Below are 20,654 nucleotides of genomic sequence, written 5' to 3'. Positions count from 1 at the left end.
GTCGTGCCGGCACGGCGGTCGTGCCGGCACGGCGGTCGTCGCCTCTCTCACCCGGGCACCAGGTCGGGCCAGCGCACGGCACAGGAGCCCCAGGTGAGTCCGCCGCCGAAGGCGGTCAGCACCACCCGGTGGCCCGCACGCAGCGTGCCGTCCGCCATCGCGTCGGCGAGTGCGAGCGGGATGGAGGCGGCCGCGGTGTTGCCGACGCGGTCCACGTTCACCGCACAGCGTTCCCGTGGCAGCCGAATCCGGTCGGCAACGGCGTGCATGATGCGCAGGTTCGCCTGGTGGGCCACCAGCAGATCCACCGTCCGTGCGCTCCATCCCTCTCCTTCGGCCACCCCGAGGGCGGAGGCGGCCATCCGTTCCACCGCGTTGCGGAAGACTGCCTTGCCCGCCATCCGGAAGTACGGGTCGGCCGTGCTGGCCGAAGCGGCGCGGAACGGGGCGCGGGAGCCGCCGGAAGGTACGGCGATCAGGTCGCTGCCCGCTCCGTCGCTGGCCAGGTCGAAGAGGCCCAGCGCGCCCGGCTCGTCCGGATCGCCCGCGGCCAGCACGACCGCGCCCGCCCCGTCCCCGAAGACAGCCCGAGTCGAGCGGTCCTGGGGGTCGAGGATGCTGGAGAAGGTTTCGGCGCCCACCACCAGGACCCGCTCGGCGGTCCCCGCCGCGATGAGGCCCGCCCCGGCGGCGAGCCCGTAGAGGAAGCCGGTGCACACCGCACCCACGTCGAAGGCGGCCGGCGTGCCCAGTCCGAGCCGGGAGGCGACCAGGGGCGCGGTGGCCGGGCAGATCCAGTCCGGCGTGGTGGTGGCCACGATCACACAGTCCGCGGAGTCCGCGGAAGCGGACTTGAGCGCCCTGTGGCCGGCCTCCACCGCGAGATCCGAGGTGGCCGTGCCCGGGTCGGCGATGTGCCGCCGGGCGATCCCCGTGCGGCTGCGGATCCACTCGTCGGTGGTGTCCAGCTCCTCGGCCAGCTCGTCATTGGTGACGACCCGGGGCGGCAACCAGGTGCCGAGACCTCTGAGCACCGCGGCCCGGCTCACCGCTGCGCCTGTACGGGGACGGCCGCGGAATCCTGCCGCTCCAAGGTCCGTACCTCCTGGCTGACTTCGCCGAGGTAGTCGGAGACGTCGAGGTACGACTTCATCAGCCGCACTTCGGCGTACGGCAGACCGTGGCTCAGGCAGTAGTCCTTGATCAGCGGCTGGGCGCGGTGCAGGTTCCGGCGCGGCATCGACGGGAAGAGGTGGTGCTCGATCTGGTAGTTGAGCCCTCCGTAGAAGAAATGCGTGACACGGCTGGGGAGCATGTTGCGTGAGGTGACCACCTGGCGGGTGATCCAGTCCAGCTCCTCCTTCTCCCCGTCGCGCACCGGCAGGCCCTTGTGGTTCGGTGCGAACAGCAGGCCCATGTAGAAGCCGAACAGAGACTGGTGGATCACGATGAAGGCGACGGCCTTGCCGGGCGGCAGCACCCAGAACACCGCGGCGAGGTAACACACCAGGTGGAAGGTGAGCAGGCCGAGGTCAGCCGCCCGATGGTGCTGAAGCGCACCCTTGCGGGCCGCCACATAGCCGGACAGGTGCAGCCGCAGCCCCTCCATCATGATCAGCAGGTAGAACATCCACGCCTGGTGGCGCACGATGAACCGGCCAGCGGTGCTAGTGCGTTTGCTGCGGTCCTTGCTCGCGAAGACAACCTGACGGCGCGTGATGTCCGGGTCGAGGGACAGGTGGTTGGGGTAGTTGTGATGCCGCGTGTGGTGCCCCACCCACCAGCCGAAACTGACCCCGGTCAGCAGGTTGCCGTGGAGGTAGCCGATGACGTCGCTCGCCTTGCGGGTCCGGAAGATCTGCCGGTGGCCGGCGTCATGGCCCACGAGGTCGGTCTGGGCGAAGCAGAACGCGAGCAGCACCCCGGTCGCGAGCTGCCACCAGCTGTCGCCGACCAACCCAAAGACGGTCCACGCCGCGGCGAGCAGCAGCAGATTGAACGTGATCTTGTAGATGTAATAGCCGGGCTGTTGGTCCATCAGGCCGGCGGCCTTCACCAGCCGGTTGACCTCCTCGTAGTTGGCCGGCCTGGCGTCCGGGGCACCCGGCGCGCCGACCTCAGGCGCGGCGGCGGATCCCTCGTCCAGGTGCGTCATATCGCCTCCTCAAGGCCCATATACGCGAGCCGCGAGCGCTGCATGCGCTCGGCCCACTCCTGGCCGGTCGCCACCCGCTCGTCGACCGTGGTGTCGACGAGCCTGCGACCGGGCCATGCTTCGTAGTCGCCCAGCAGCCGGCCGTGCTGCTCGATGCCCTGCTGGAACAGCTTCTCCCGGCGGAGCAGCATGTCCGTGGCCGGCAGCCGGTCCCACAGCCGGTAGCCCTCCCGCATCAGATCGAGCACCCGCGGCTTGTCCTCGGGATGCTTGAGCAAGTGATCGCGGACGATGGAGCTGCCCACGGTCAGATGCCGGATCTCATCGATTCCCGCACCACGTTCGATATCCGCTGCGGCAGGATCGAAGACCCGCCACTTGCGCTCGCTCAGCTCGGCGGACGGCGCCAGCACGCCTTCGACGAGCACGGTCAACACCAGCACGCCGCCGATGAAGTCGCCCCGCTCGCGCAGGGCGCCCAGCCCGAACTCCTCCAGCGGCACCAGCACCGTGTCCCGGTCGACTGCCGCCAGGCGGTCGATGGTCTGCCACAATTCGTCACGCTCGACACCCAGTTGCAGCAGATGGCTGCGGAACACCATTGCGTGCCTTGCCTCGTCGAGGAGCTGAGTGGAGTAGAACTCCAGGCTGTCGTTGTCGGGGGCGAGCGCCACCAAGTAGGCGATGGCCCGGGTCGCTTTCTCCTCCGCGATGGAGCGGAACGCCAACTCCTGGGTGAGCGCACTGTTCAGCGGTCCGGGCTCGCTCATCACCGGGTGCGGGCGTACGCCGTCGGCGTGGCCCAGCACGTTGCCCTGCAGAGTGCCCTGCGGCACCGCGGCCAGCCAGTACTGCAGATCGCACGACTGCGCGGTGAGCTCCAGCTCGATCGCCCCGTCCATCAGCGACGGAGCCAGCGCCCAGTGAGCCTCTGCCGGGATGTTCGCGGAAGCCATGGTCAGTCCCTCTCCATAGTCGAGGCGGCGGGCAGCTGATGCAGTCCGCCGGCGAAGTTGAGCAAAGGGGTGCCGCTGCCCCGTACGACTCGGCCCACCCGGGCCAGCACAAGGTCGTGGTCGCCCACCGGGACCGTGCGCTGAACGCTGCAGGCCAGCCAGCCGACGGCGCCGCCCAGCACCGGAACGCCGTCCTCAGTGCAGCCCGCCCACGCCTCCCGGTCCAGCTGACCTATACCGGCCGCCCGGCATCTGCTGGCGAAATGCCGCGCCAGCGCCTCCTGCCGTGAGCCCAGCACGTTGACGACGAAGGCGGGTGTGCCGAGCAGCGCCCGCAGGGCGCGGCTGCCGCGGCGCAGCGCGATGGACACCACGGGCGGCTCGACCGACGCCAAGGCCAGCGTGCTGACCGTAACGCCCTGTACATCCGCCTCGCCGCCGCAGGTCAGTACCACCACTCCCGTGGCCAGCCGCTCCGTCGCGATACCCGGCATTTCGGTCATCAGGTCGGGGGGCCATGCCGCGCGCAGCCGCTCCGCGGTAGCGCCGGTCACAGCGTGCCCGTCCGTACGGACTGCGGGGCGCGCACTCCGTCGGCCGCGGCATCGAACTCGCTGCGGAAGCGCCCGTACGCAGGGTGCGGCTCAGGTTCGAAACTCAGGCCGAAGGGCTTGAGGTAGTTCCCGAACAGCGCGCGGTCGCCGAACAAGTGGATGGGCAGCGCCAGCAGGGCCCACTCGAAGCCCCACACCGAGATCCATACCAAGGCGACCAGGCCCTGGGTCACCAGGCTGTGCATGACGTTGTAGAGGACGTAGTAGACCTTTGCGATCTCCGTGCCCCCGGTCCTGCCCCCGGCCTTGTCCCTGCTCCGGGCCCGGTGGTGGCGGTACGCGCCCGGCAGGTACCCGATCAGGTCGATGTAGACGAAGAGCGCGATGGCCGGGAGCCAGCGCACCTCACCGAGATGCGCGAAGAACAGGACAACCGACACCAGGAGCCCCAGCCCGTACTCCGCACGGATCAGCCACGCGGTGGTGCGGGTCATGAACAGGTTCTTGGTGTCCATCAAGCCGCCCGCGCTAAGGCCGCTGTGACCGCCTCGTCGCCGACCACCGTGGTGCCGGTGAACAGGCCACTGACAATGCGGGCGATGGTCTCCTTGAAGACCCGCACCGCGACCGGGTCGAGGATTCCGGCCAGACTCGGGATGCCGAAGTCGAACTCGGCGTCGAAGTCCACCCGGCAGCCCGCCCCCTCCCGGGAAATCTGCCAGGTCCCGGCGAACGATTCGAAGTCACCGTCCAGTTGTGAGAAGACGATGGTCAGGCCGGCTCGGTCGAAACGGTCCTCCTCGGTCCAGCTCAGGATTCCGTTGCGGAAATAGACTTCCCAGTCGCTGGTCTCCTCCTCGGTACTGACCTCGTGCACGGTCACCTCCCGCACCACCGGGACCAGCCCGGGGTAGGCGGCAAAGTCCCGCACCCGGTCGAAGACCGCGCCCGAATCGGTGTCCGGCACGACAAGAGCCACATGAACGCTACGCATGAGCAGAGCCACCTTCGGAAGTCGGTGCGTACCGGGCCGCTTGCGCCCGGCAGGCGCTGTCGAACGCCTCGTACAGGAACGCCACTTCCGCGTCGTCGAGGATCGCGGGCGGCGTCAGCCGCAGTACCAGGTGCGAGTTGAGAGAGTGGTTGGCGATGACGGCCCGTGAGACCAGTTCGATCAGCAGGTCGCCCGCGATACCTGGCTCCGCGAACTCGAAGCCCAGCAGGAGCCCCCGCCCGCGTACGCGCACCGCGTCGCCGAAGTGCTCGTGGACGATGCCGCCGAGTACCATGAGCAGTTCGGCGCCCAGCTCACGGGAGCGCTCGACCAAACCCTCCTCCGTGATGGCCATGAGCGCGCCTCGTGCCGCGGCCATCGCGAGCGGCACCCCGGAGAACGTAGAGGTGTGCAAGTAGGGGTCGCGGTCGAAGACTGAGAATGCCCGCGGCGTTGCGACCACCGCCGAGACCGGGATCACCCCTCCGCTCAGCCCCTTGCCCACCAGCAGTGCGTCGGGTGTGACGCCCTCGCGGTCCGCCCCGAACCAGTTGCCGAGACGGCCGAGTCCGGTCTGCACCTCGTCCAGGACGAAGAACGCGTCGTGGCGACGGCACGCCGCCTGCACCGCGCGCAGATAGCCATCGGGCGGCAGTACCACGCCCGCCTCCCCCTGGACGGGCTCGACGACGACGCAGCCGCGGCCCGGCATGGTGCCGAGCAACTCGTCCAAAACCTCGACGTCCCCGAACGGCACGTGGCGCACGTCGGGCAGCAGCGGCCGGAACGGGGCCTGGAACATCTCCTTACCGGTGAGGCTCAGCGCCCCCATGGTCTTGCCGTGATAGCCCTCGCGCATGGCCACCAGCTGGTTCTTGCCGTGCGTACGCGCCATCTTGATGGCAGTCTCGACGGCCTCTGCGCCGGAGCCGGCGAAGTGCACCCGCTCCAGGCCCGCTGGGGCCACCGCGACCAGGGCGTCCGCCGCCAGGGCCGCCTGCGGTTCGAGGAACACCCGGGTGGCGACCGGGTTACGGTGCAGCTGCTCCTCGACGAGGCGTACGACGGTGGGGTGGCGGGCCCCCAGGAACAGCACGCCGTAGCCGCCACAGTTGAGGAAGCGTTTGCCCTCAGCAGTGGTCACCCAGGCACCTTGGGACTCCACTTCGACGTGCCCGCCGAACATCTCACCGAGGAAGGCCCGGCCCCTGTTCAATCGGGCCCGGTACAGCTGCCCCAGAGTGCTTCGGTCGTACGCCCACCTGTCGTCCCCCACGGGCACGGTCCTGGCTGCTGATGTCGTGCTCATCGGTGTCCTCATGTCAGCCGCAGCGGCCGGCCCGCGACGTGTTCCAGGAAGGGGCCGGTGAAGCTGGAGCGGGATGGAGGGTGGAAGGAGAGGCCGTGCGAGGCGGCGGCGAGGTAGGCCACGTCCGAGGAGCCGATGAACGCCATGCCGCCGAGCGCCTCTACGGCGCGTCGCACTGCGTCGCCGAGCGCGTCCTGGGCACCGAAGCGAGCCAACAAGGCTTTGCCGAGAGCCGTGTTGCCCGCCTCACCATCCGTGATCATGCGCGCGGAGCCCTCCAGTAGGAGCATCGCCGACTCCAGCCGCGCGACCAGTTGGGCCCGGTCGGAGTCGCTGCCACGGCCCTGGTCCACCACGCGCTCCACGAGTGCGCTGGCGATGCCCACGTACGAAGCGGAGATGAGAAGTTCGAACCAGATGAAGCCGACCGTCTGGAGTTCGTCGAGCTCACCGGCGTCGCCCAACTCGGTCCGCATGAGCTGCTGCTCGTCGACGAAGACGTCGGTGAGCCGGATCTCGTCACTCTCCGCGCCAGCCAGCGCCCAGCTCGACCAGAAAGGGTGCACGGTGATGCCCTCGGCCTGCCGGGGCACGAGCAGCACCGCCATGTCGCTGCCGCCGTCCGCCCTGGGCAGCGCCACGCTGGCGGTGAGCAGGTCCATCGAGCGGGACAGGCTGCACGGCTTCTTCGCACCGTCGATCGCGTAGCCGCCCTCGACGGCTCGCGCCCGCATGGTGGGGGCCAGGATGCCCCGCCCCGGGCGCCCTTCGGCGAACCCGGAGGCGACCAGCAGTTTCTGTTCACTGATGCCTTCGAGCAGCGCCCACTCGACGCCGTTGCTCTGCAGGCTGTCGGCGAGTGTGAAGAGCGTCGCCACCGAGAAGTGGTGCATCGTGGTCGCGACCGCCAGCGACGGCGCTGATGCCGCCAGGGCGCGGGTCACCTCCAGCGCCTGGATCGGACTGGCGCCCGCGCCGGCGTAGGTCTTGGGAATCACCAGACCGGGGCCGCCGTGTGAGCGGAAGAGGCCGATCGACGGACTTCCCGGCTGCTCCAGTTCGGCCATCGGGACAGCGGCCAGCTTGTCCAACAGGCCGGGCAGGAACGCCTCACAGGTCGCGCGTGCTGCTTCGAGTGAACGCATGAGAGTTCGCGACTCCTCGTGGTCGGGAACCGGTGGATCGTCACCGGCGGCGCGGTTCACGAACCGTTCCTCCGCAGGGCCTGCCAGGCCCCGAACACCGCCTCCCGCGGCCGGGATCCAGGGCTGACGCTGACGCCTTGCAGATGACTGGTCCGCAGAATCGGGTAGTTAGCCTCGCCGAGGACGCCGCCGGTCAGGCCGGTGCCGCCGTGCGTGGGCAAGTAGGGCAGGAAGCCGATGTGGGAGTCGTTGATCTTCAGCAGCCCGCCGCTGCGGATGCGGGCGAGGAAGGCGTCGACGATCGGAGGGGAAGTGGCCCACACGGAATTGCGCAGGCCGTACTCGTTGCTGTTCACGTAGTCGATGAATTGCACCAGCAGCACTTCGTCCGAGGCCGGTTCCGCGACCACCAGGGGCAGCAGCGGGAAGAACGTTTCATGCCGTACCGCGTCGACCTCCCGCGCCTTCGCCAACCCACGCACGACCACGACGGTCGGCTCCAGGAAGATTCCGGCCGCGTCGCGGCTCTCGTCGGCTTGCATCGCGTGGCCGCCGCAGGCCAGTTCGGCCCCCTTGTCCAGGGCGTCGCGAAGGCAACTGAAGAACTTCTCGTTCCGCAGCACCGGAGTGAGCAGTACATCTTCCTCGCCCGGCCGGCCGGGTCGGACGTGGCCGATCTGGCGGACCAGACGCGCGATGAGGTCGTCTGCTACATCAGGGTGCACGAGCACCTGATTGGGAATCATGCAGAGCTGGCCCGAGCCGTAGAAGCTCTCCGTCAACGCCTCGGCCGCGAACTCCAGATTGGCGTCCTTCCAGACCACGACTACGTCGTTGCCCGCGAGTTCGAGGATCGGCTTCTTGCCCGCGACGACGCAGCGCTGCTGGAATCGGACGCCGTTCTCGCTGCTGCCGAAGTACATGATGTCGTTCACATGCGGGCTGTCCACCCAGGCCGAGAGCATCGGCGCGGGGTCCCCGCACACCATGTTGAGGGTGCCGGGCGGTGCGCCGACCTCCTCCAGTACCGGCACCACGACTTCGTGCAATACGTACATCACGCCGAGGGGCGCGCTCCGCGGGGCACGGACGACCAGAGAGTTTCCCGCCATGATCGAGGTAACGCCCAGCAGGGCACTGGACAGCGGCGCGTTCTGCGGCGGGTTGAGGCACACTACGCCGTCCGGGCGGCGACGCACCTGGATGCGGCGCTCGCCGTGCCGGAACTCCTGGAGCATCTGCGAGCGGTAGAAGCCGACCGACTCCGGGCCGAAGCAGTCGAGCATTCCCGAGACCTGCCAGCGGGCCAGGACCAATGGGTGTCCCTCAGCCACCAGGATCCGTGTGATCTCCTCTGCCCGCTCGCACAGCCGGCGGTGGAGCAACTCGCCGACCCCCTCCAGCCGGGTCTCCAGTGGGAAGGCCCCCCAGACCGGCGCGGCGGCCGCGGCGGCTTCCAGCGCCGCCTCGACGGTCGGACGGTCAGCCTTGGCGACGCGGCCGACGATGCTCGGCGGTAGTGATTCCGGTGGGATGCGCCCCTGCTCCAGTTTCCGTTTGAGCGTCAAGCTCGCGAACGCATCGTCCAGAAGTACCCCGGCGTCCACGACGTAGACCCACGCGCCATTGTCCACGTTCTGCCCGTTCACATAGGAGGGGTAAGAGCGGAGCGGCGTCGGGGCTTCGGGTGCCGGGTTCGGTGGAGCCGGATTCGGGTGGGACAATTGCGTGATCCCCACTCTCACTCCCTGCCATCGCTGTTCTCGTACTCCGTGGAAGATTCCGAAGTTCTCGGAAAACTCTGTCAGTGAGGACTGAAAATGCGCTGAAAGCCCACTGAAACCGTCCCGTCAGTAGCTTTTTTGGAGAAATTGCTAAATTATTTCCGCCTGATACTGGCGGCGCGAAGGGCGGTTCTTGTATGAAGCGATCCGAGGGACACGCAGAGAAAGTTCGGGATTCTCGGGACGACCTGGAGGCGGAGCAGAAGCAGGCGCAGCCGGCGATCGAGAAGTACGCGGAGAACCCGAGCGCTTTTCTTGCACTCAACACGGGGAACGATTTCTTCTCCATGCCCGGGGAAGATGGATTCATAGCATACCGTCGAGCTGGTCGTTATCTGATCCAGTTCGGTGGCGTATTCGCTCCCGTCGACCGACAGACCGCGTTGTTGCGAGAGTTCAAGTCATTCGCCCGCGAGGAAAGACGTCGCGTCGTCGGGATACAGCTACAGGCGTCAGATGCCAGGCTGTACGATGCCGAGGGATTTGTGGTCAACCAGGTCGGCGCATCCTACTCGGTGAAGTTGCCGGAGTTCTCACTGCGTGGATCGAAGTTCGTCAAACTGCGCAACAAGATATCGCGCGCCAAACGCAGCGGCTTGCAGATACGGGAAGCGACACTCGGCGAGTACGGTGAGCAGCTGGCTCAGATCGACCGGACCTGGTTGCGTTCGAAGGGCCGCCACGTCAAGGAGATCGAATTCCTGGTGGGCCAGCTGGGAGGCCCCGTGCAGCAGTGTCGGAGGCTCTTCGTCGGCCTCATGGACGATACGCCAATGGCCTACATCTCATACTCGCCGTCCTACGGGTCGTTCCCCGGCTGGCTGCACGACCTCAGTCGGCGCATGCCAGATACTCCCCCCGGCGTGATGGAGACCCTCAATTTCACAGCGATGGATATCTTCCGGAAGGAGGAGGCAGGGTGGCTGCATTTCGGCTTCACCCCGTTCACTGGGCTGGGTGCCGAGCACGAACTTCCCCGGCACAGCCGGTTGACGGCGAAATTCATGCGACTGCTGGCGGAGCGCGGCGAGTCCGTCTACCCATCGCGCAGCCAGCTTGCCTACAAAGAGAAGTGGGGGCCGCACTTGGTACTTCCGGAGTATCTGGCCTTCGAGGGCAGGGCGAGCCCGGGAGCCATCTGGCAGATCCTACGGGTGACCAAGTCGGTATGACAGGTGGCCCGGTTCAGTGCCCTACTGGCGAACGGCGCAGCATTTCCTGGAACTTGGCCTGCAGCCTCTCACTCGGCTCCAGTCCCAGATCGTGAGCCAGCCGGTAACGCATGCGCTGATACGTGTCCAGCGCCTCCACCTGCCGACCGGAGCAGTACAGCGCGGTCATGAGCTGCTCACAGAACCGTTCCCGCAACGGATATTGCATGCAGAGCTGTTCAATCTCCGGGACGGCCGCCTGGTGCTCGCCGAGAACGAGCCGCGCGTCGATCAGCCGCTCGCGGGCGATCAGCCGGGTCTCCTCCAGGCCGGCGTAGGCAGTCCGGCAGATCATCCCGTGCCCGGCGTCCATCAGCGCGGGGCCCCGCCAGAGCGCCAGAGCTTCGGTGAGCAGTTCGACCACCCGCTGCGGCGACGCGTTGTCCATCCGTTCCAACGAGACGACGTAACGGTCGAACCGGAGAGCGTCCACGTTGTCGGCGGAGACCTGCAGCACATACCCGGAGTGCGTGGTCTCGATCACCTCTCGCATGTGCGGCTTTCCGGAACCTTCCACAAGAATGCGGCGCAGCCGGGCGACATGACTCTGGAGGGAATTCGAAGCGTTCCGCGGAGGCCGTTCTCCCCATAACTCGTCGATGAGATCACTGAAAGGAACCGGTATTCCTGCTGAGAGTGCGAGAGTGGCAATGATGGTTCGTAGTTTCTCGCCGGGTAAAACGACGGAAACCCCGTCTTCCATTACCTCCAGGGCGCCCAGGAGGTTTACAAGCATGTAAACCTCCCCTGACTTAGGAATATCAGCCACCTAGGCCGCCAGAAATAAATTGGCCCCACACGCACAGAATGCCCGCAGCGGCGAGTGGGGGCTTTCCCCAATTCTCTGATCTCGCAGCACAGGCATGCTGAGATTTTGATGCATCCATACATACCCCCCGCTTCCAAGAAGTAACCTCAAAACACTAGAGCGTTGCGGAGTGAAGGTCGACAGACCGAGCAGGCTCTGGCAATGTTACATATACGCTTCACCTGGAAGTCTTGAAGTGGTCAGCAATAAAAGACGACCTTCGGGAATTTAGCCAGTTACGACAGGACACCGAGATGAAGACTACGAAGCCTGCAGTCGCGTAGCGTTTGCGCCATATCCGACAATACCACCCGGAGGGCCTTTTCGCTCTACCGGAACTGGCGGAGCGCGCCGGTGTCTCAAAATGCACCCTGACAGCAGCGGAGTCCGCCGAGGGAACGAATCTCACCATCGAAACCTTGGTGAAGGTTCCGCGCGGTCTGGGCATCGAATGGTGGGCGCATTTCCTGGATGAGAAAATCTTCCAGTAGGTGAACGTCGAACTACAGAAGATCAATCATATGTGAAAGGTATGCACGGACAGCTGCATCGTTCCGTGCACTTCATCGCCTTCCGCGCCGACGCTGGGATCCGTCGGTGGTTTTCCACTCTCGTAAAGTCAGGTGCCACATGAGCACCTTAGGAGAAGGGACTAACCCCGCAGCCTCGCTCCGCCCCTCCCCGAGGCGATGGGGACGATCCGGACGAAGGCGTTCATCATCCTCGATGGCACCCTGCTCCCGATCGACCGCACCTCCGCCGACACCCCGTACTACGTCACGGAGGCGAGGCGTCCATACGTGTGGGTGCTCGTCGGCAGTGCTTTACCAGAAGCCGGCCTGGGCAGTGGCGAAGACTGCCGCGACCCGTCAGGCGTTTACTGCACCGCGTCGCTTGAACCACCACAGCCCGCCGCCGGCCAGGGCGAGGACGGCGACTGCGATCCCCACGGGCATGGCCAGGGACATGCCGTCGTCGTCCTTCTTCTCGGCCGCGGCGTTGTCGTCCGCCGACGACTTGGCGTCGTCGGTCGGCTTATCCGGGGCGGCGCTGGTGGGAGCGGCGGTCGTGGGCTCCGCGCTGGGGCTTGTGCGAGGGATCCGTCTGCCGAGGTTGTCAGTGGCGGCCTGTTCAATGTGGCTCATGGAGATGGATACGCAAAGGCGTGGGTTGTTCTGGGATGTGCAGGCGGGGCGGGTCCCACCGCCCCCTGCAGCGGTGCTCCTCGGCTGGGAGCTGGTCGGCGTGGATCCGGAGCAGGGAACAATCGAGGTGGCGTTCCAGGCGGGCGATCAGTTCGCGAACCCTGTCGGCGTGATCCAGGGCGGGTTCCTGGCCGCGATGCTCGATGACACCCTGGGTCCGGCGCTGGTCGCGACATTGCCGGAAAACCAGTTCGCGCCGACGCTCGATCTCCATGTTCAGTTCCTCCGTCCCGCCCGCCCCGGACGGCTTCTGGGGCGCGGACGGATCGTGCAGCGCGGCAAGGACGTGTGCTTTCTCGCCGGTGAACTCATCGGCCCCGACGACAGGCCGGTGGCTGTGGCGACCGCGACCGCACGAATCCAGACCATTCGTTAATGGTCATAGGCGATCAGCGACCGCATGACCGAGGCTCGCCAGTCGTGTGGTTGTGCCAGATGGCGGCAGCCATGGCGAGGATGCGCTGAGCGACCCGCACAGCAAGGCCCTCGAGAGGCCCTGGGACACTCCCGGGGCGGGCTCACCACGAAGATCCACCTGGCTGGAGAAGGCGGGCTGCGTCCGCTGAGTGTGCTGATCACGCCAGGTCAGTGGGGCGACGCACCGCAGTTGATCCCGGTCCTGGACCACATGCGCGTGCCGCGCCTCGGCGCCGGCCACCCGCGTACGCGCCCGGCCCGTGTGAGCAGCGACAAAGCGTACAGCTCCCCCCGCAAGCGCTGCTATCTTCGGCGTCGGCGGATCAGACACACCATTCCCGAGCGCCGGGACCAGCGGGCCAACCGCCAACGCCGCGGCAGCGCTGGCGGCCGACCCACTTCCGGGCCGCCGCCACCCGCTTTGACAAACGAGCGTACGTCTTCCATGGCACCGCGACCGTTGCCTCCATGCGCCTTTGGCTCCGCTCGTGACCCGCCGGACAGTCCTTTGGCGGCTCGTCCTCGGCTGAGGCGCTGCTACCGAATCTACTGCGCGCGCATCAGCAGATGGCCCCGGCGATACCGCTCCTCCTCGCAGGGCTCGCGCAGCATCCGGCCGACTTCGACGAACCCGGCCTCCCGGGCCAGCCCGGCGAGGTCGTCAATCGGCCATCGGTATGGCGTCGCCACTTTGTGGTCGAACGCCGCCACCGGACCGCCCTCAGACTCGAAGAAGGCAAGCAGGAGTGTGCAGTCCACGGTCAGAGCCCGGCGGAACTCGGCAAAGTACGACGGTATTTCCTGCGGCGGAGTATGGATAACCGAGTACCAGGACACGATGCCGCCCAGCTTGCCGTCGGCCAGGTCCAGGGCATCCATCGACCCGACCTCGAACCGCAAGTCAGGGTATGCGTCACGGGCAAGGTCGATCATCACCGGCGACAGGTCAACGCCGAAAACGTCCAGTTCCAGGTCCCGCAGGTGCGCAGTCACGTGTCCAGGGCCACATCCCAGCTCGGCGACGGGCCCGGCATCAGTGGCTCGCGCGAGCTCGGCGAACGCAGCGAGAACCGCGCGGTCCAGCGGAAGAGTGTCGATCCCATGGCGGGCGATATCGGCGTAGCGAACGGCGACGGCGTCGTAGGCATCCGCTGTCGCACAGAGGTACGAGGGAAGTTCGGTCACAGGGGACGACACGAGAGCTTGCGCGATCGGGTCCAGCGACTGACCCATCGGACAGGCCCTAGCCCTTGCTACTGGGCGCCGATGAGGAATTCCTGTTCGGCGGACCCCACACAGGACGTTTGCATCACCTCTGCTCCTTCCTCTCGCATCGGGTCGAGGAAGCCCAAGCACTTACCGCTGTGCATGGGGCGAATTCTGTAACCGCCCGCCTTGGGTGCGTCGACGGGCTCGAAGAAGAAATGCTGTTGGGACTGGTCATCCACACACGTCAGTGGCTGCAGTAGGCGGCCGTCTTCGCGGCCACCCTTGTCCACTGTCAGACAACCGACTCCTTGGGTGGGGTGGTACCACTGCACTCGATACACCCCATCGGTGACCCGCTCCAGACGGGTGGTCGGCGGGACCTTCGCCACGAGGGAGCAGTCTCGCTGGACCGCCAGGGGGCGGTCCGTATTGCCGTTGCGCTCTCGCCCCTCGGTTAGACACATTCCCGTGTGGGCCGCTCGGATGAGTACCCTGCCCTCTGGCGGACGGCGCGCCGACATGCCGGAAGGTGGCGCACTCCGCTCTGGAGTCCGGCCGCTCGGAGCGGCCCCCGTCGGGCTGTGGTCTTGAGGTCCGCCGTCGCCCACCACAGCGACGGCACCGGCGACCGCACCGGCCAATACGACAACGACCGCTATGCCACCCACACGGATCCGTACCGCAGCAGGGACGAGCAGTTTCCCGAGCGGTCCCAAGAGCCGGTCCACGCCCGAAAGAGTTGCCCGGTCATCGGTTGACTCGCCACCGGATGCCGCCTCTGCCGGTGGTTCGGCCCCCGGCTCGGACACGTTGCGGGATCCGGTGGCGATGCCGTGGCGGGCCAACAGCCAGTCTGCGACCGCTTCGTCGTCGCCACCGCAGGCGCGCACCAAGCCGGCCACCACGTCCTCCCGAGGCAGTGTATTGCGGGCCAAGACGCTGGCCAGGGTGCTGTGCGGGAGGAAGTCTCCCGCCTGTTCCGCCCGCGCAGACAGTTGCCGGTAGGTCAACCCCGACCACTCCTTCAGCCCGCGCATCGCGGCGACGAATTCCGCCGGTGTCGCCGCCTGCCCCGGATCCGGAGCGCCGCCCTTATGCGCCATGGCTTGATCCCGCCTTCCCCCCGGCCCTGACCGCAACTGCGGCAGGTCTTCGACAGGTGACTGTCCCGAACATGCTTCGAACAGGGAAAACGTTGCAGATGTCGCAGCTGGGGCTCAAGAGTGTTCCGGGTCGCGCACCGGTCATATCCGGCCGGTCTCGGCGCGGCGCAATGCCGAACTTCGAGACTTTCACTGGAGACTTGACGTGTGGTCCAAACGAATATTCTCGGCGGCTGCTTGCGGTGCGGCCGCCCTGATCGGCGTAGGCCCGTTACTGGTCAGCACGCCCGCCGACGCAGCGACTGCCACCACGTACTACGTGGACTCCCTCGGCGGTAGCGACGGCAACAGCGGGACCAGTAGCGCCGCAGCGTGGAAGACTTTACGCAAGGTCAACTCTGCCGCATTCGACCCCGGCGACACCATCAGATTCAAACGCGGCCAGGCCTGGACCGGCTCACTGCACCTGTCCAGCCTCGGGACAGCCTCCAGCCCGATCACGGTGAGCGCATACGGCAGCGGCGCCCTGCCCAGAATCGGCGGAAAGGTCACCGAGTGCATCACCGTCGACGGGTCCTACTGGAACATCACCGGCCTGTGGGCCAGCGGATGCAACTGGGCCGGCATCGAAATCCGCGGCGACCACAACACGCTCACCTCAGTGCGCGCCGACCACAACGTTACGGGCGTATCCATCACCGAGGAAGCATCATCGAACACCCTGCGCGGCAGCACCCTGACCGACAACAACAAAATGAGCGTCAACACACCGGGCGGATACGACGACTCCGGCGCCTTCGGCGTCCTGCTCAACGGCGACGACAATCTCATCACCGGCAACACCATTACCGGCAGCTATGCCAGCAGCTATGACTACGGTCACGACGGTGCGGCGGTCGAAGTCTTCAACGGCGACCGCAACCGCGTCGAGTACAACCTGACCCGCGACAATGAGACATTCACCGAACTCGGTCACGCACCCGGTGAGACCGCCGACGGGAACGTCTACGCCTACAACCTCGTCACCTCCGTCCACGACACAGCAGCCTTCCTGGTCACCCGCGGCGCCCAGAACAGCCTCGGCCCGGTCCGAGGCACGGTCGCCGTCAACAACTCGGTCAGCCTTCCCGGCGAGGACACCCAAGGCTGGGTCTGCTACGCCGGCTGCGCAGCCGACATCCTCAAATTGCGCAACAACGCCTTCTCGGTCGGTGGCAAGACGGGCTACGAGGACGGTGACGGAGCGGACGAGGACAACAGCGTGTACTGGGGGCAGCAAACGCAGTTCGAGCTCGGCCCCGGCTCCATCGAGGCCGACCCGCTGTACCGCAGCTCGACGGACCTGCGTTTGCTGGCAGGCAGCCCAGCCGTGGAACGGGGCGTGCCGACTGGCTACACCACCGATCTGGCCGGCCAACCCGTCCCTGCCACCAAACCCGACGCGGGCGCATACCAGCACAACGGCTGAGGAACCCGTTGTGTGCCCAGCCGAAGATCTGAAGGAACCTTGTGGTCCTACCCCTCATTCGTAAGGACGTAAGGAGAACTCCGGGTCGCTACGCCCCATCCCACGATCCGCAAGGCGTGGGTAGACGGTGGCTACCGCCGACACCTGGTCGAGCATGCCGCCCGCCTGCCCCCGGTCCGGACCCGGTGCAGGATCCCGTTGATCACCTGCCGGTGATCACGCCAACGACCACAACGGCCGTTACTCACCGGCGGAAACGGCGCCAGACGCTCCCACTCACCATCAGTCAGATCCCCCAACCAGCCATAACCGGCACGACGAATCGGATGATGGAGAGACACTGCCTAAGCGAGCCTGCTTGGCTGATAACCACTGGCCTGCAGGGTGAACAACCGGGCATAGGTGCCGTTCTTGTTCAGGAGTTCGGCGTGGGTGCCTTCTTCGGTGATCCTGCCGCTTGCCAGCACGACGATCCGGTCGGCGTCGCGGACGGCGCCGAGCCGGTGGGAGACGAGCAGGCTGGTCCGCCCGGCGCGGTACGACGTGAGCCGCAGGTGGATGTCGTGTTCGGCCTCCGCGTCCAGGCCAGAACTGGGCTCGTCCAGGATCAGCAGATCGGGCTCCGGACGCAGGAACGCCCTGGCCAGGGCGAGACGTTGCCACTGACCGCCCGAGAGCAGCGCACCCGTCTCCGAGTCGTCTCCGCTCTCGCTGGAGAAGATTCTGCTCAGCATGGTGTCGTAGCCGTTCGGCAACTCCGACAGCACGTCGCCGATCCCCGCCTCATGGGCAGCCGCCTCCAGGACCGGCCGGTCGCCGATCACCCGGACATCGCCGATGGCGATGTTCTCCGCAGCGGTGAGGTCATAGTGCATGTAGTCCTGGAACACCGCCCCCAGGCGGCGGCGCAGCGCCTCGGGGGGAATTCGCCGGATGTCGACGCCGTCCCACAGCACCGAGCCGCGGGTCGGGTCGTAGAACCGGCACAGGAGTTTCACCAAGGTGCTTTTGCCTGCGCCGTTGCTGCCGACCAGCGCGACGGCCTCCCCCTGCGGGATGAACAAATTCACCCCCCTCAGTACCCAGGCGTGGTCAACGTCGTACCGGAACCACACATCCCGGAACTCGATTCCCTGGCTCAGGGCGGGCAGGTCGGACAGCGCGGGCAGTGGGGCCAGTGTGGACGGAGCGGCGTGTGGCACGCGGTCGGCCACCTGCTCCCGTTGAGGAGCGGGGTGCACGAGTGTCAGGTAATGCCGCATCATCAGCAACAAGTGGTGGATGTCGGCGAGAGAACGGACCAGACCGGACAGCGCGCTCTGGACGCCGACGATACCCGCGACGAACATCGACACGTCTCCGACCGTCAGCTGTCCGCGTTGTGCCGCGCGCGCCGCCCAGATCAGGCCGATGCCGCTGACGACCGCGCCGAGCACCGCGAAACCGCCCTGGGTCAGCAGATCGCGTCTGTCCACCACGCGCCGTTCGGAGTCCGCGGCGCGCCGTTCGACGAGCATCCTGTGCCGGAGGAAATCACCGGCGGCGAACAGCCGGATCTCCTTTGCCGCGTCCAGGTTCGACAGCAGAAGCTGGTAAAAGATCTCACGCCGTTGGGACGAGGCGATGCGCCAGTCGCTCAGCGCCCGGCGACGCGAGAGCCTCAGCTCGGCCATGAGAACGGGGACAGTGAACGCGACCACGAGGACGGTCATTGCCGGGCTCACCGCGAAAAGGGCGGCGATGAAGCCGACGGCTGCGAGCGCGCCACCCGCGATCCGCAGGCCACTCTGCATGATGCCGCCGATGGCCTGGCTGCCGGCGGACTGGGCCATCCGCAGCTGGTCCTGGAAGGCCGGATTCTCCAGCCGGGCCAACCCGCTGAAGGAGTTGACCACGGAGTAGAGCCTGCTCACCGCCCGCAGGCTGGCCGCCCGCCCCAACTGGTTGCCCGTGTACGTGGTGAGCGGTGGCACGAGGGCCGCCACGAGGCCGAGGCCGGCCAGCCCGAGGGCCAGTCCCAGCAGTGCGCCGCCGCTCGCCCCGACGAGCCGGTCCAGGACGAGCTTCATGAGCCACGCCGCGGTCACCGGCACACCTGCCCCTGCAGCTGTGATCATGACCAGGGCGAGCGTGCTCCCCGGCGCCGCCCGCCAGGCGAGCGCGACGGCCGCGCGACCGCAGGCGAGCGCGTCCCGCGGGGCGAGCCTCCCCTGCGGCCGCGTCACGCCCCGGCCCCGGCCGGAGCAGTGTTACGGGGCAGGGTACGTCCGCTGCTCACGACCCGGCCGTCGGCGCCCATCTCGACGTAGGCGGGCAGGCCCGTCAGCTCGAACGCCTCCGTCAGTCCGTCACCGAATTCGGTGACGGCGACGCGGGCGACCTCCGACAGCCTGTCCACGAATTCGCGCAGGGCCCTCTCGTCGTCCGTGTCCCGGACGACGGCTGCCACCACCCGGTCGGGACCATGCTCGCGGGCCCGCTCGACAACCAGCGGCAGCAGATCCTCGCAGGCCGGGCAGCCCGGCGACATGAAGGTGACCATAAGCCCCTCGGCCAGGCTGTCCCGGGTCAGCCGCACGCCCGCGGCGTCGGGTACGGAGAACGAACCGACGGTGCTGCCGGGGGCGAGTATCGACGGCGCGTCGGGCAGGTTGACCGCCGAGCCGGCCGACTGCTCGCGCAGTCGGCGGACAACACCGAACATCAGCAAGAGATTGAGGACGCCGAGCAGTCCCACAAGCAGGACGCCCACGGTTAGATACGCCATGGCCGCGTGTTCCTTCCGGAGTAGGTGAATCGGTTACGGAGCGCCCGGGGCGGGCCGGGACGGGGGCGTGGCACGCGGGAGCGGGCGGACGACGACACCGGCGATCCCCTCGTACCGGAAGTAGCCGCAGAAGCGGGAGTCCAGGCTCTCCGCCGGGTTGTCGCCCAGCAGGACCACCTGGCCGTCCGGTACCCGCTCCTCGAGCAGATCCCGCAGTGCGGGTACGGTCTCCCGGGGCAGCAGGTCCCCCGGCACCGCCGCGACACGCTTGATCAGCCATTCGGGCAGCCGCATGGCGTCCCAGCGCCCGCCGGTCGGCGGCTCGGTCACCACCAGTCGGCCGACGCCTATCCGGTTCGGCCGGGTGCGGCGGACAAGCACACGGTCGCCGTCGGCAAGGGTGGGCATCATGCTGATGCCCTCGACCGTCACCACGAGATACCGGCGACGGACCAGAACCAGGGCGCCCAGCATGGTCGGCAAGGCGCCGAGCAGCAGCGCGCCTGTCACGGTCATCGGGGCACCTTGGCGGTCATCGGGGCACCCTGGCGCCCGGCCGGTGCGAACAGGCCCACCAGATCGTCCAGGGCCACGGTGATCAGCGCGAGCAGTGCCGCCACACCGGCCGCCAGCATCAGCCGCGCGTCCGCCGCCGTGCCGACGTCCGATACGGCCAGCCGCGCGCTCAGCCCGGCGAGGGCCACGGTGATGAGCAGTGCGTTGCGTACAACGTGCCGTGGCGCGACCGGATCGCTGTGGCTGCCGAAGCAGTGGCAGGACGTTCTCTTCCCGAGCCGCAGAACGCCGAGAAGTCCCGCGGTGAACGCCACCAGCAGCGCCGCTGCCAGGGCGAAGCCCGTCACCACGGTTGCCGGAACAGCGAGCGTCACGACCACCGTCGCTTCGGCGGCGGTCACCACTACGGTGACGGGCCCAGACGCGCGTCGCAGTGGGGGCGCGAGTTCACCCACCGCATCGCGGAAGGCCCGGAACGCGGCGGCACCCCGCACCTTGCCGACGACCGAGCAGAGGAAGACCAGGCCGAGGAATACCCGGCCGCTGTCGATTAAGTACTCCACCGGTTCTCACATCCTTCTGGACCGGGGGGCGTCCGTCGCCACCGCCCCGGAAGCGGTCGCCGGCCCGGCCGCATGGAGCGGCCGGGCCGGGGACCGGCGGTTGCGCGATACGTCCGTACCGGCCGCAGAGTCGACCGCCGCGGATACGGACAAGTTCACGACTCCGTCACGCGGTCAGCAGCCACCGCAAGTGATCCGCTGCCGGTCGTTGCACGGGTCGACCTCGTACAGCCCGTTGCGACCCCGGCCGCAGTAGTTCTTGAAGCAGCCGTCGCGCTGCCAGCAGGAGATGGCCGAGGCGACCGCCTTCGGCGCCACCATGTTCAGAAGTCGGTCGGAGACCGACTGAAGTCCCATACGCATGACTTGTTTCCTTCTTTCATAGAACGTTTCTGGAACGGACTGGCCGGATCGGCCGGACATCCGAGGGCCGCTGCCCCCGGCATGCCTTTGCGGGAACGACGTTGGCACCGGCGTCCGGCGACCGTCC

21 protein-coding genes and 4 pseudogenes are annotated in these 20,654 nt (G+C 67.4%); 6 read left to right on the top strand and 19 right to left on the bottom strand.

Translation table 11 applies throughout. The features are described from left to right. Nucleotides 1-47: 47 nt before the first annotated feature. From ACZ3H8_RS35100 to ACZ3H8_RS35060, 9 genes are read right to left on the bottom strand one after another with little or no spacing between them, the layout of a single operon-like run. Nucleotides 48-1,049 (bottom strand): beta-ketoacyl-ACP synthase III, encoded by a 1,002-nt coding sequence (locus ACZ3H8_RS35100; RefSeq protein ID WP_467408688.1) that lies wholly within the window; start codon nt 1,047-1,049, stop codon nt 48-50. Further along, the gene (locus ACZ3H8_RS35095) at nt 1,046-2,155 is read right to left on the bottom strand and encodes a fatty acid desaturase family protein (RefSeq protein ID WP_467408686.1); all 1,110 of its coding nucleotides are present in this window, start codon (nt 2,153-2,155) and stop codon (nt 1,046-1,048) included. Before ACZ3H8_RS35095 ends, ACZ3H8_RS35100 begins: the two co-directional genes overlap by 4 nt. Continuing rightward, nucleotides 2,152-3,111, bottom strand: a complete 960-nt coding sequence (locus ACZ3H8_RS35090; RefSeq protein ID WP_467408685.1) for a VlmB-like protein — start codon at nt 3,109-3,111, stop codon at nt 2,152-2,154. The genes ACZ3H8_RS35095 and ACZ3H8_RS35090 overlap by 4 nt, the downstream gene beginning before the upstream one ends. Before the next feature lie 2 nt (nt 3,112-3,113). Next, entirely contained in the window at nt 3,114-3,665 is a 552-nt protein-coding gene (locus tag ACZ3H8_RS35085; RefSeq protein WP_467408682.1) for a flavin reductase family protein, read from the bottom strand. Further along, nucleotides 3,662-4,180 carry a hypothetical protein gene (locus tag ACZ3H8_RS35080; protein ID WP_467408681.1) on the bottom strand — a complete coding sequence of 173 codons (519 nt, stop codon included), beginning with the start codon at nt 4,178-4,180 and terminating at the stop codon, nt 3,662-3,664. Before ACZ3H8_RS35080 ends, ACZ3H8_RS35085 begins: the two co-directional genes overlap by 4 nt. After that, nucleotides 4,180-4,659 (bottom strand): type II toxin-antitoxin system RatA family toxin, encoded by a 480-nt coding sequence (locus tag ACZ3H8_RS35075; RefSeq protein WP_467408679.1) that lies wholly within the window; start codon nt 4,657-4,659, stop codon nt 4,180-4,182. The genes ACZ3H8_RS35080 and ACZ3H8_RS35075 overlap by 1 nt, the downstream gene beginning before the upstream one ends. Beyond that, nucleotides 4,652-5,968 carry an aspartate aminotransferase family protein gene (locus ACZ3H8_RS35070; RefSeq protein WP_467408676.1) on the bottom strand — a complete coding sequence of 439 codons (1,317 nt, stop codon included), beginning with the start codon at nt 5,966-5,968 and terminating at the stop codon, nt 4,652-4,654. Before ACZ3H8_RS35070 ends, ACZ3H8_RS35075 begins: the two co-directional genes overlap by 8 nt. An 8-nt stretch (nt 5,969-5,976) precedes the next feature. Next, nucleotides 5,977-7,113, bottom strand: coding sequence for an acyl-CoA dehydrogenase (locus ACZ3H8_RS35065; RefSeq protein WP_467408675.1), 1,137 nt, complete (start codon nt 7,111-7,113; stop codon nt 5,977-5,979). Between the two features lie 56 nt (nt 7,114-7,169). Continuing rightward, complete coding sequence (locus ACZ3H8_RS35060) at nt 7,170-8,762, bottom strand: aldehyde dehydrogenase family protein (protein ID WP_467408673.1); 1,593 nt, start codon at nt 8,760-8,762, stop codon at nt 7,170-7,172. A gap of 272 nt (nt 8,763-9,034) precedes the next feature. On the opposite strand from ACZ3H8_RS35060, the gene ACZ3H8_RS35055 reads away from it, so the two are divergent. Then, nucleotides 9,035-10,069, top strand: coding sequence for a bifunctional lysylphosphatidylglycerol flippase/synthetase MprF (locus ACZ3H8_RS35055; RefSeq protein ID WP_467408672.1), 1,035 nt, complete (start codon nt 9,035-9,037; stop codon nt 10,067-10,069). A gap of 13 nt (nt 10,070-10,082) precedes the next feature. On the opposite strand, the gene ACZ3H8_RS35050 is transcribed toward ACZ3H8_RS35055, so the two are convergent. Next, on the bottom strand, nt 10,083-10,844 hold the full coding sequence (locus ACZ3H8_RS35050; RefSeq protein WP_467408669.1) for an AfsR/SARP family transcriptional regulator: 762 nt from the start codon (nt 10,842-10,844) through the stop codon (nt 10,083-10,085). Between the two features lie 734 nt (nt 10,845-11,578). On the opposite strand from ACZ3H8_RS35050, the pseudogene ACZ3H8_RS35045 reads away from it, so the two are divergent. Continuing rightward, a pseudogene (locus tag ACZ3H8_RS35045) lies at nt 11,579-11,692 on the top strand (IS5/IS1182 family transposase); the annotation flags it as partial. A gap of 93 nt (nt 11,693-11,785) precedes the next feature. Here the strand turns inward: ACZ3H8_RS35045 and ACZ3H8_RS35040 are convergent. Continuing rightward, nucleotides 11,786-12,061: a hypothetical protein gene (locus ACZ3H8_RS35040; RefSeq protein WP_467408668.1), complete on the bottom strand. Its 276-nt coding sequence runs from the start codon at nt 12,059-12,061 to the stop codon at nt 11,786-11,788. On the opposite strand from ACZ3H8_RS35040, the gene ACZ3H8_RS35035 reads away from it, so the two are divergent. Together ACZ3H8_RS35035 and ACZ3H8_RS35030 are read left to right on the top strand one after the other, a co-directional pair. Next, a complete protein-coding gene (locus ACZ3H8_RS35035; protein WP_467408666.1) occupies nt 12,060-12,497 on the top strand; it encodes a PaaI family thioesterase in 438 nt (145 codons plus the stop codon). The genes ACZ3H8_RS35040 and ACZ3H8_RS35035 overlap by 2 nt on opposite strands. 9 nt (nt 12,498-12,506) lie before the next feature. Next, nucleotides 12,507-13,030 (top strand): annotated as a pseudogene (locus ACZ3H8_RS35030) (transposase); the annotation flags it as partial. A 54-nt stretch (nt 13,031-13,084) separates the two neighbouring features. On the opposite strand, the gene ACZ3H8_RS35025 reads toward ACZ3H8_RS35030, so the two are convergent. Both ACZ3H8_RS35025 and ACZ3H8_RS35020 read right to left on the bottom strand, forming a co-directional pair. Continuing rightward, on the bottom strand, nt 13,085-13,723 hold the full coding sequence (locus tag ACZ3H8_RS35025; RefSeq protein ID WP_467408779.1) for a class I SAM-dependent methyltransferase: 639 nt from the start codon (nt 13,721-13,723) through the stop codon (nt 13,085-13,087). 68 nt (nt 13,724-13,791) lie between these two features. Beyond that, the gene (locus tag ACZ3H8_RS35020) at nt 13,792-14,850 is read right to left on the bottom strand and encodes an RICIN domain-containing protein (protein WP_467408664.1); all 1,059 of its coding nucleotides are present in this window, start codon (nt 14,848-14,850) and stop codon (nt 13,792-13,794) included. Nucleotides 14,851-15,055: 205 nt separating this feature from the next. On the opposite strand from ACZ3H8_RS35020, the gene ACZ3H8_RS35015 reads away from it, so the two are divergent. After that, entirely contained in the window at nt 15,056-16,318 is a 1,263-nt protein-coding gene (locus ACZ3H8_RS35015; RefSeq protein WP_467408662.1) for a right-handed parallel beta-helix repeat-containing protein, read from the top strand. A gap of 81 nt (nt 16,319-16,399) precedes the next feature. After that, nucleotides 16,400-16,486, top strand: a pseudogene (locus tag ACZ3H8_RS35010) (IS5 family transposase); the annotation flags it as partial. Between the two features lie 2 nt (nt 16,487-16,488). Here the strand turns inward: ACZ3H8_RS35010 and ACZ3H8_RS35005 are convergent. The 6 genes and pseudogenes from ACZ3H8_RS35005 to ACZ3H8_RS34980 form a co-directional block, all read right to left on the bottom strand. Beyond that, nucleotides 16,489-16,617: pseudogene (locus ACZ3H8_RS35005) on the bottom strand (transposase); the annotation flags it as partial. 45 nt (nt 16,618-16,662) lie between these two features. Continuing rightward, nucleotides 16,663-18,543 (bottom strand): ABC transporter ATP-binding protein, encoded by a 1,881-nt coding sequence (locus tag ACZ3H8_RS35000; RefSeq protein ID WP_467408659.1) that lies wholly within the window; start codon nt 18,541-18,543, stop codon nt 16,663-16,665. After that, a complete protein-coding gene (locus ACZ3H8_RS34995) occupies nt 18,540-19,085 on the bottom strand; it encodes a TlpA family protein disulfide reductase (protein ID WP_467408657.1) in 546 nt (181 codons plus the stop codon). Before ACZ3H8_RS34995 ends, ACZ3H8_RS35000 begins: the two co-directional genes overlap by 4 nt. A 33-nt stretch (nt 19,086-19,118) precedes the next feature. Then, nucleotides 19,119-19,601, bottom strand: a complete 483-nt coding sequence (locus tag ACZ3H8_RS34990) for a S26 family signal peptidase (protein WP_467408655.1) — start codon at nt 19,599-19,601, stop codon at nt 19,119-19,121. Then, a complete protein-coding gene (locus ACZ3H8_RS34985; RefSeq protein ID WP_467408653.1) occupies nt 19,598-20,164 on the bottom strand; it encodes a MauE/DoxX family redox-associated membrane protein in 567 nt (188 codons plus the stop codon). The genes ACZ3H8_RS34990 and ACZ3H8_RS34985 overlap by 4 nt, the downstream gene beginning before the upstream one ends. A gap of 174 nt (nt 20,165-20,338) precedes the next feature. Beyond that, the gene (locus ACZ3H8_RS34980) at nt 20,339-20,527 is read right to left on the bottom strand and encodes a hypothetical protein (protein ID WP_467408652.1); all 189 of its coding nucleotides are present in this window, start codon (nt 20,525-20,527) and stop codon (nt 20,339-20,341) included. Between the last annotated feature and the right edge of the window lie 127 nt (nt 20,528-20,654).

Source organism: Streptomyces sp. NPDC002868 (genome assembly GCF_055563295.1).
This window is presented reverse-complemented; position numbering and strand designations above follow the sequence as displayed.

Coding starts and splice junctions, on each gene's coding strand:
- ACZ3H8_RS35095 (WP_467408686.1), bottom strand. CDS start 2,155: ATGACGCACCTGGACGAGGGATCCGCCGCCGCGCCTGAGGTCGGCGCG.
- ACZ3H8_RS35090 (WP_467408685.1), bottom strand. CDS start 3,111: ATGGCTTCCGCGAACATCCCGGCAGAGGCTCACTGGGCGCTGGCTCCG.
- ACZ3H8_RS35080 (WP_467408681.1), bottom strand. CDS start 4,180: ATGGACACCAAGAACCTGTTCATGACCCGCACCACCGCGTGGCTGATC.
- ACZ3H8_RS35075 (WP_467408679.1), bottom strand. CDS start 4,659: ATGCGTAGCGTTCATGTGGCTCTTGTCGTGCCGGACACCGATTCGGGC.
- ACZ3H8_RS35070 (WP_467408676.1), bottom strand. CDS start 5,968: ATGAGCACGACATCAGCAGCCAGGACCGTGCCCGTGGGGGACGACAGG.
- ACZ3H8_RS35065 (WP_467408675.1), bottom strand. CDS start 7,113: ATGCGTTCACTCGAAGCAGCACGCGCGACCTGTGAGGCGTTCCTGCCC.
- ACZ3H8_RS35055 (WP_467408672.1), top strand. CDS start 9,035: ATGAAGCGATCCGAGGGACACGCAGAGAAAGTTCGGGATTCTCGGGAC.
- ACZ3H8_RS35050 (WP_467408669.1), bottom strand. CDS start 10,844: ATGCTTGTAAACCTCCTGGGCGCCCTGGAGGTAATGGAAGACGGGGTT.
- ACZ3H8_RS35035 (WP_467408666.1), top strand. CDS start 12,060: ATGGAGATGGATACGCAAAGGCGTGGGTTGTTCTGGGATGTGCAGGCG.
- ACZ3H8_RS35040 (WP_467408668.1), bottom strand. CDS start 12,061: ATGAGCCACATTGAACAGGCCGCCACTGACAACCTCGGCAGACGGATC.
- ACZ3H8_RS35020 (WP_467408664.1), bottom strand. CDS start 14,850: ATGGCGCATAAGGGCGGCGCTCCGGATCCGGGGCAGGCGGCGACACCG.
- ACZ3H8_RS34995 (WP_467408657.1), bottom strand. CDS start 19,085: ATGGCGTATCTAACCGTGGGCGTCCTGCTTGTGGGACTGCTCGGCGTC.
- ACZ3H8_RS34990 (WP_467408655.1), bottom strand. CDS start 19,601: ATGACCGTGACAGGCGCGCTGCTGCTCGGCGCCTTGCCGACCATGCTG.
- ACZ3H8_RS34980 (WP_467408652.1), bottom strand. CDS start 20,527: ATGCGTATGGGACTTCAGTCGGTCTCCGACCGACTTCTGAACATGGTG.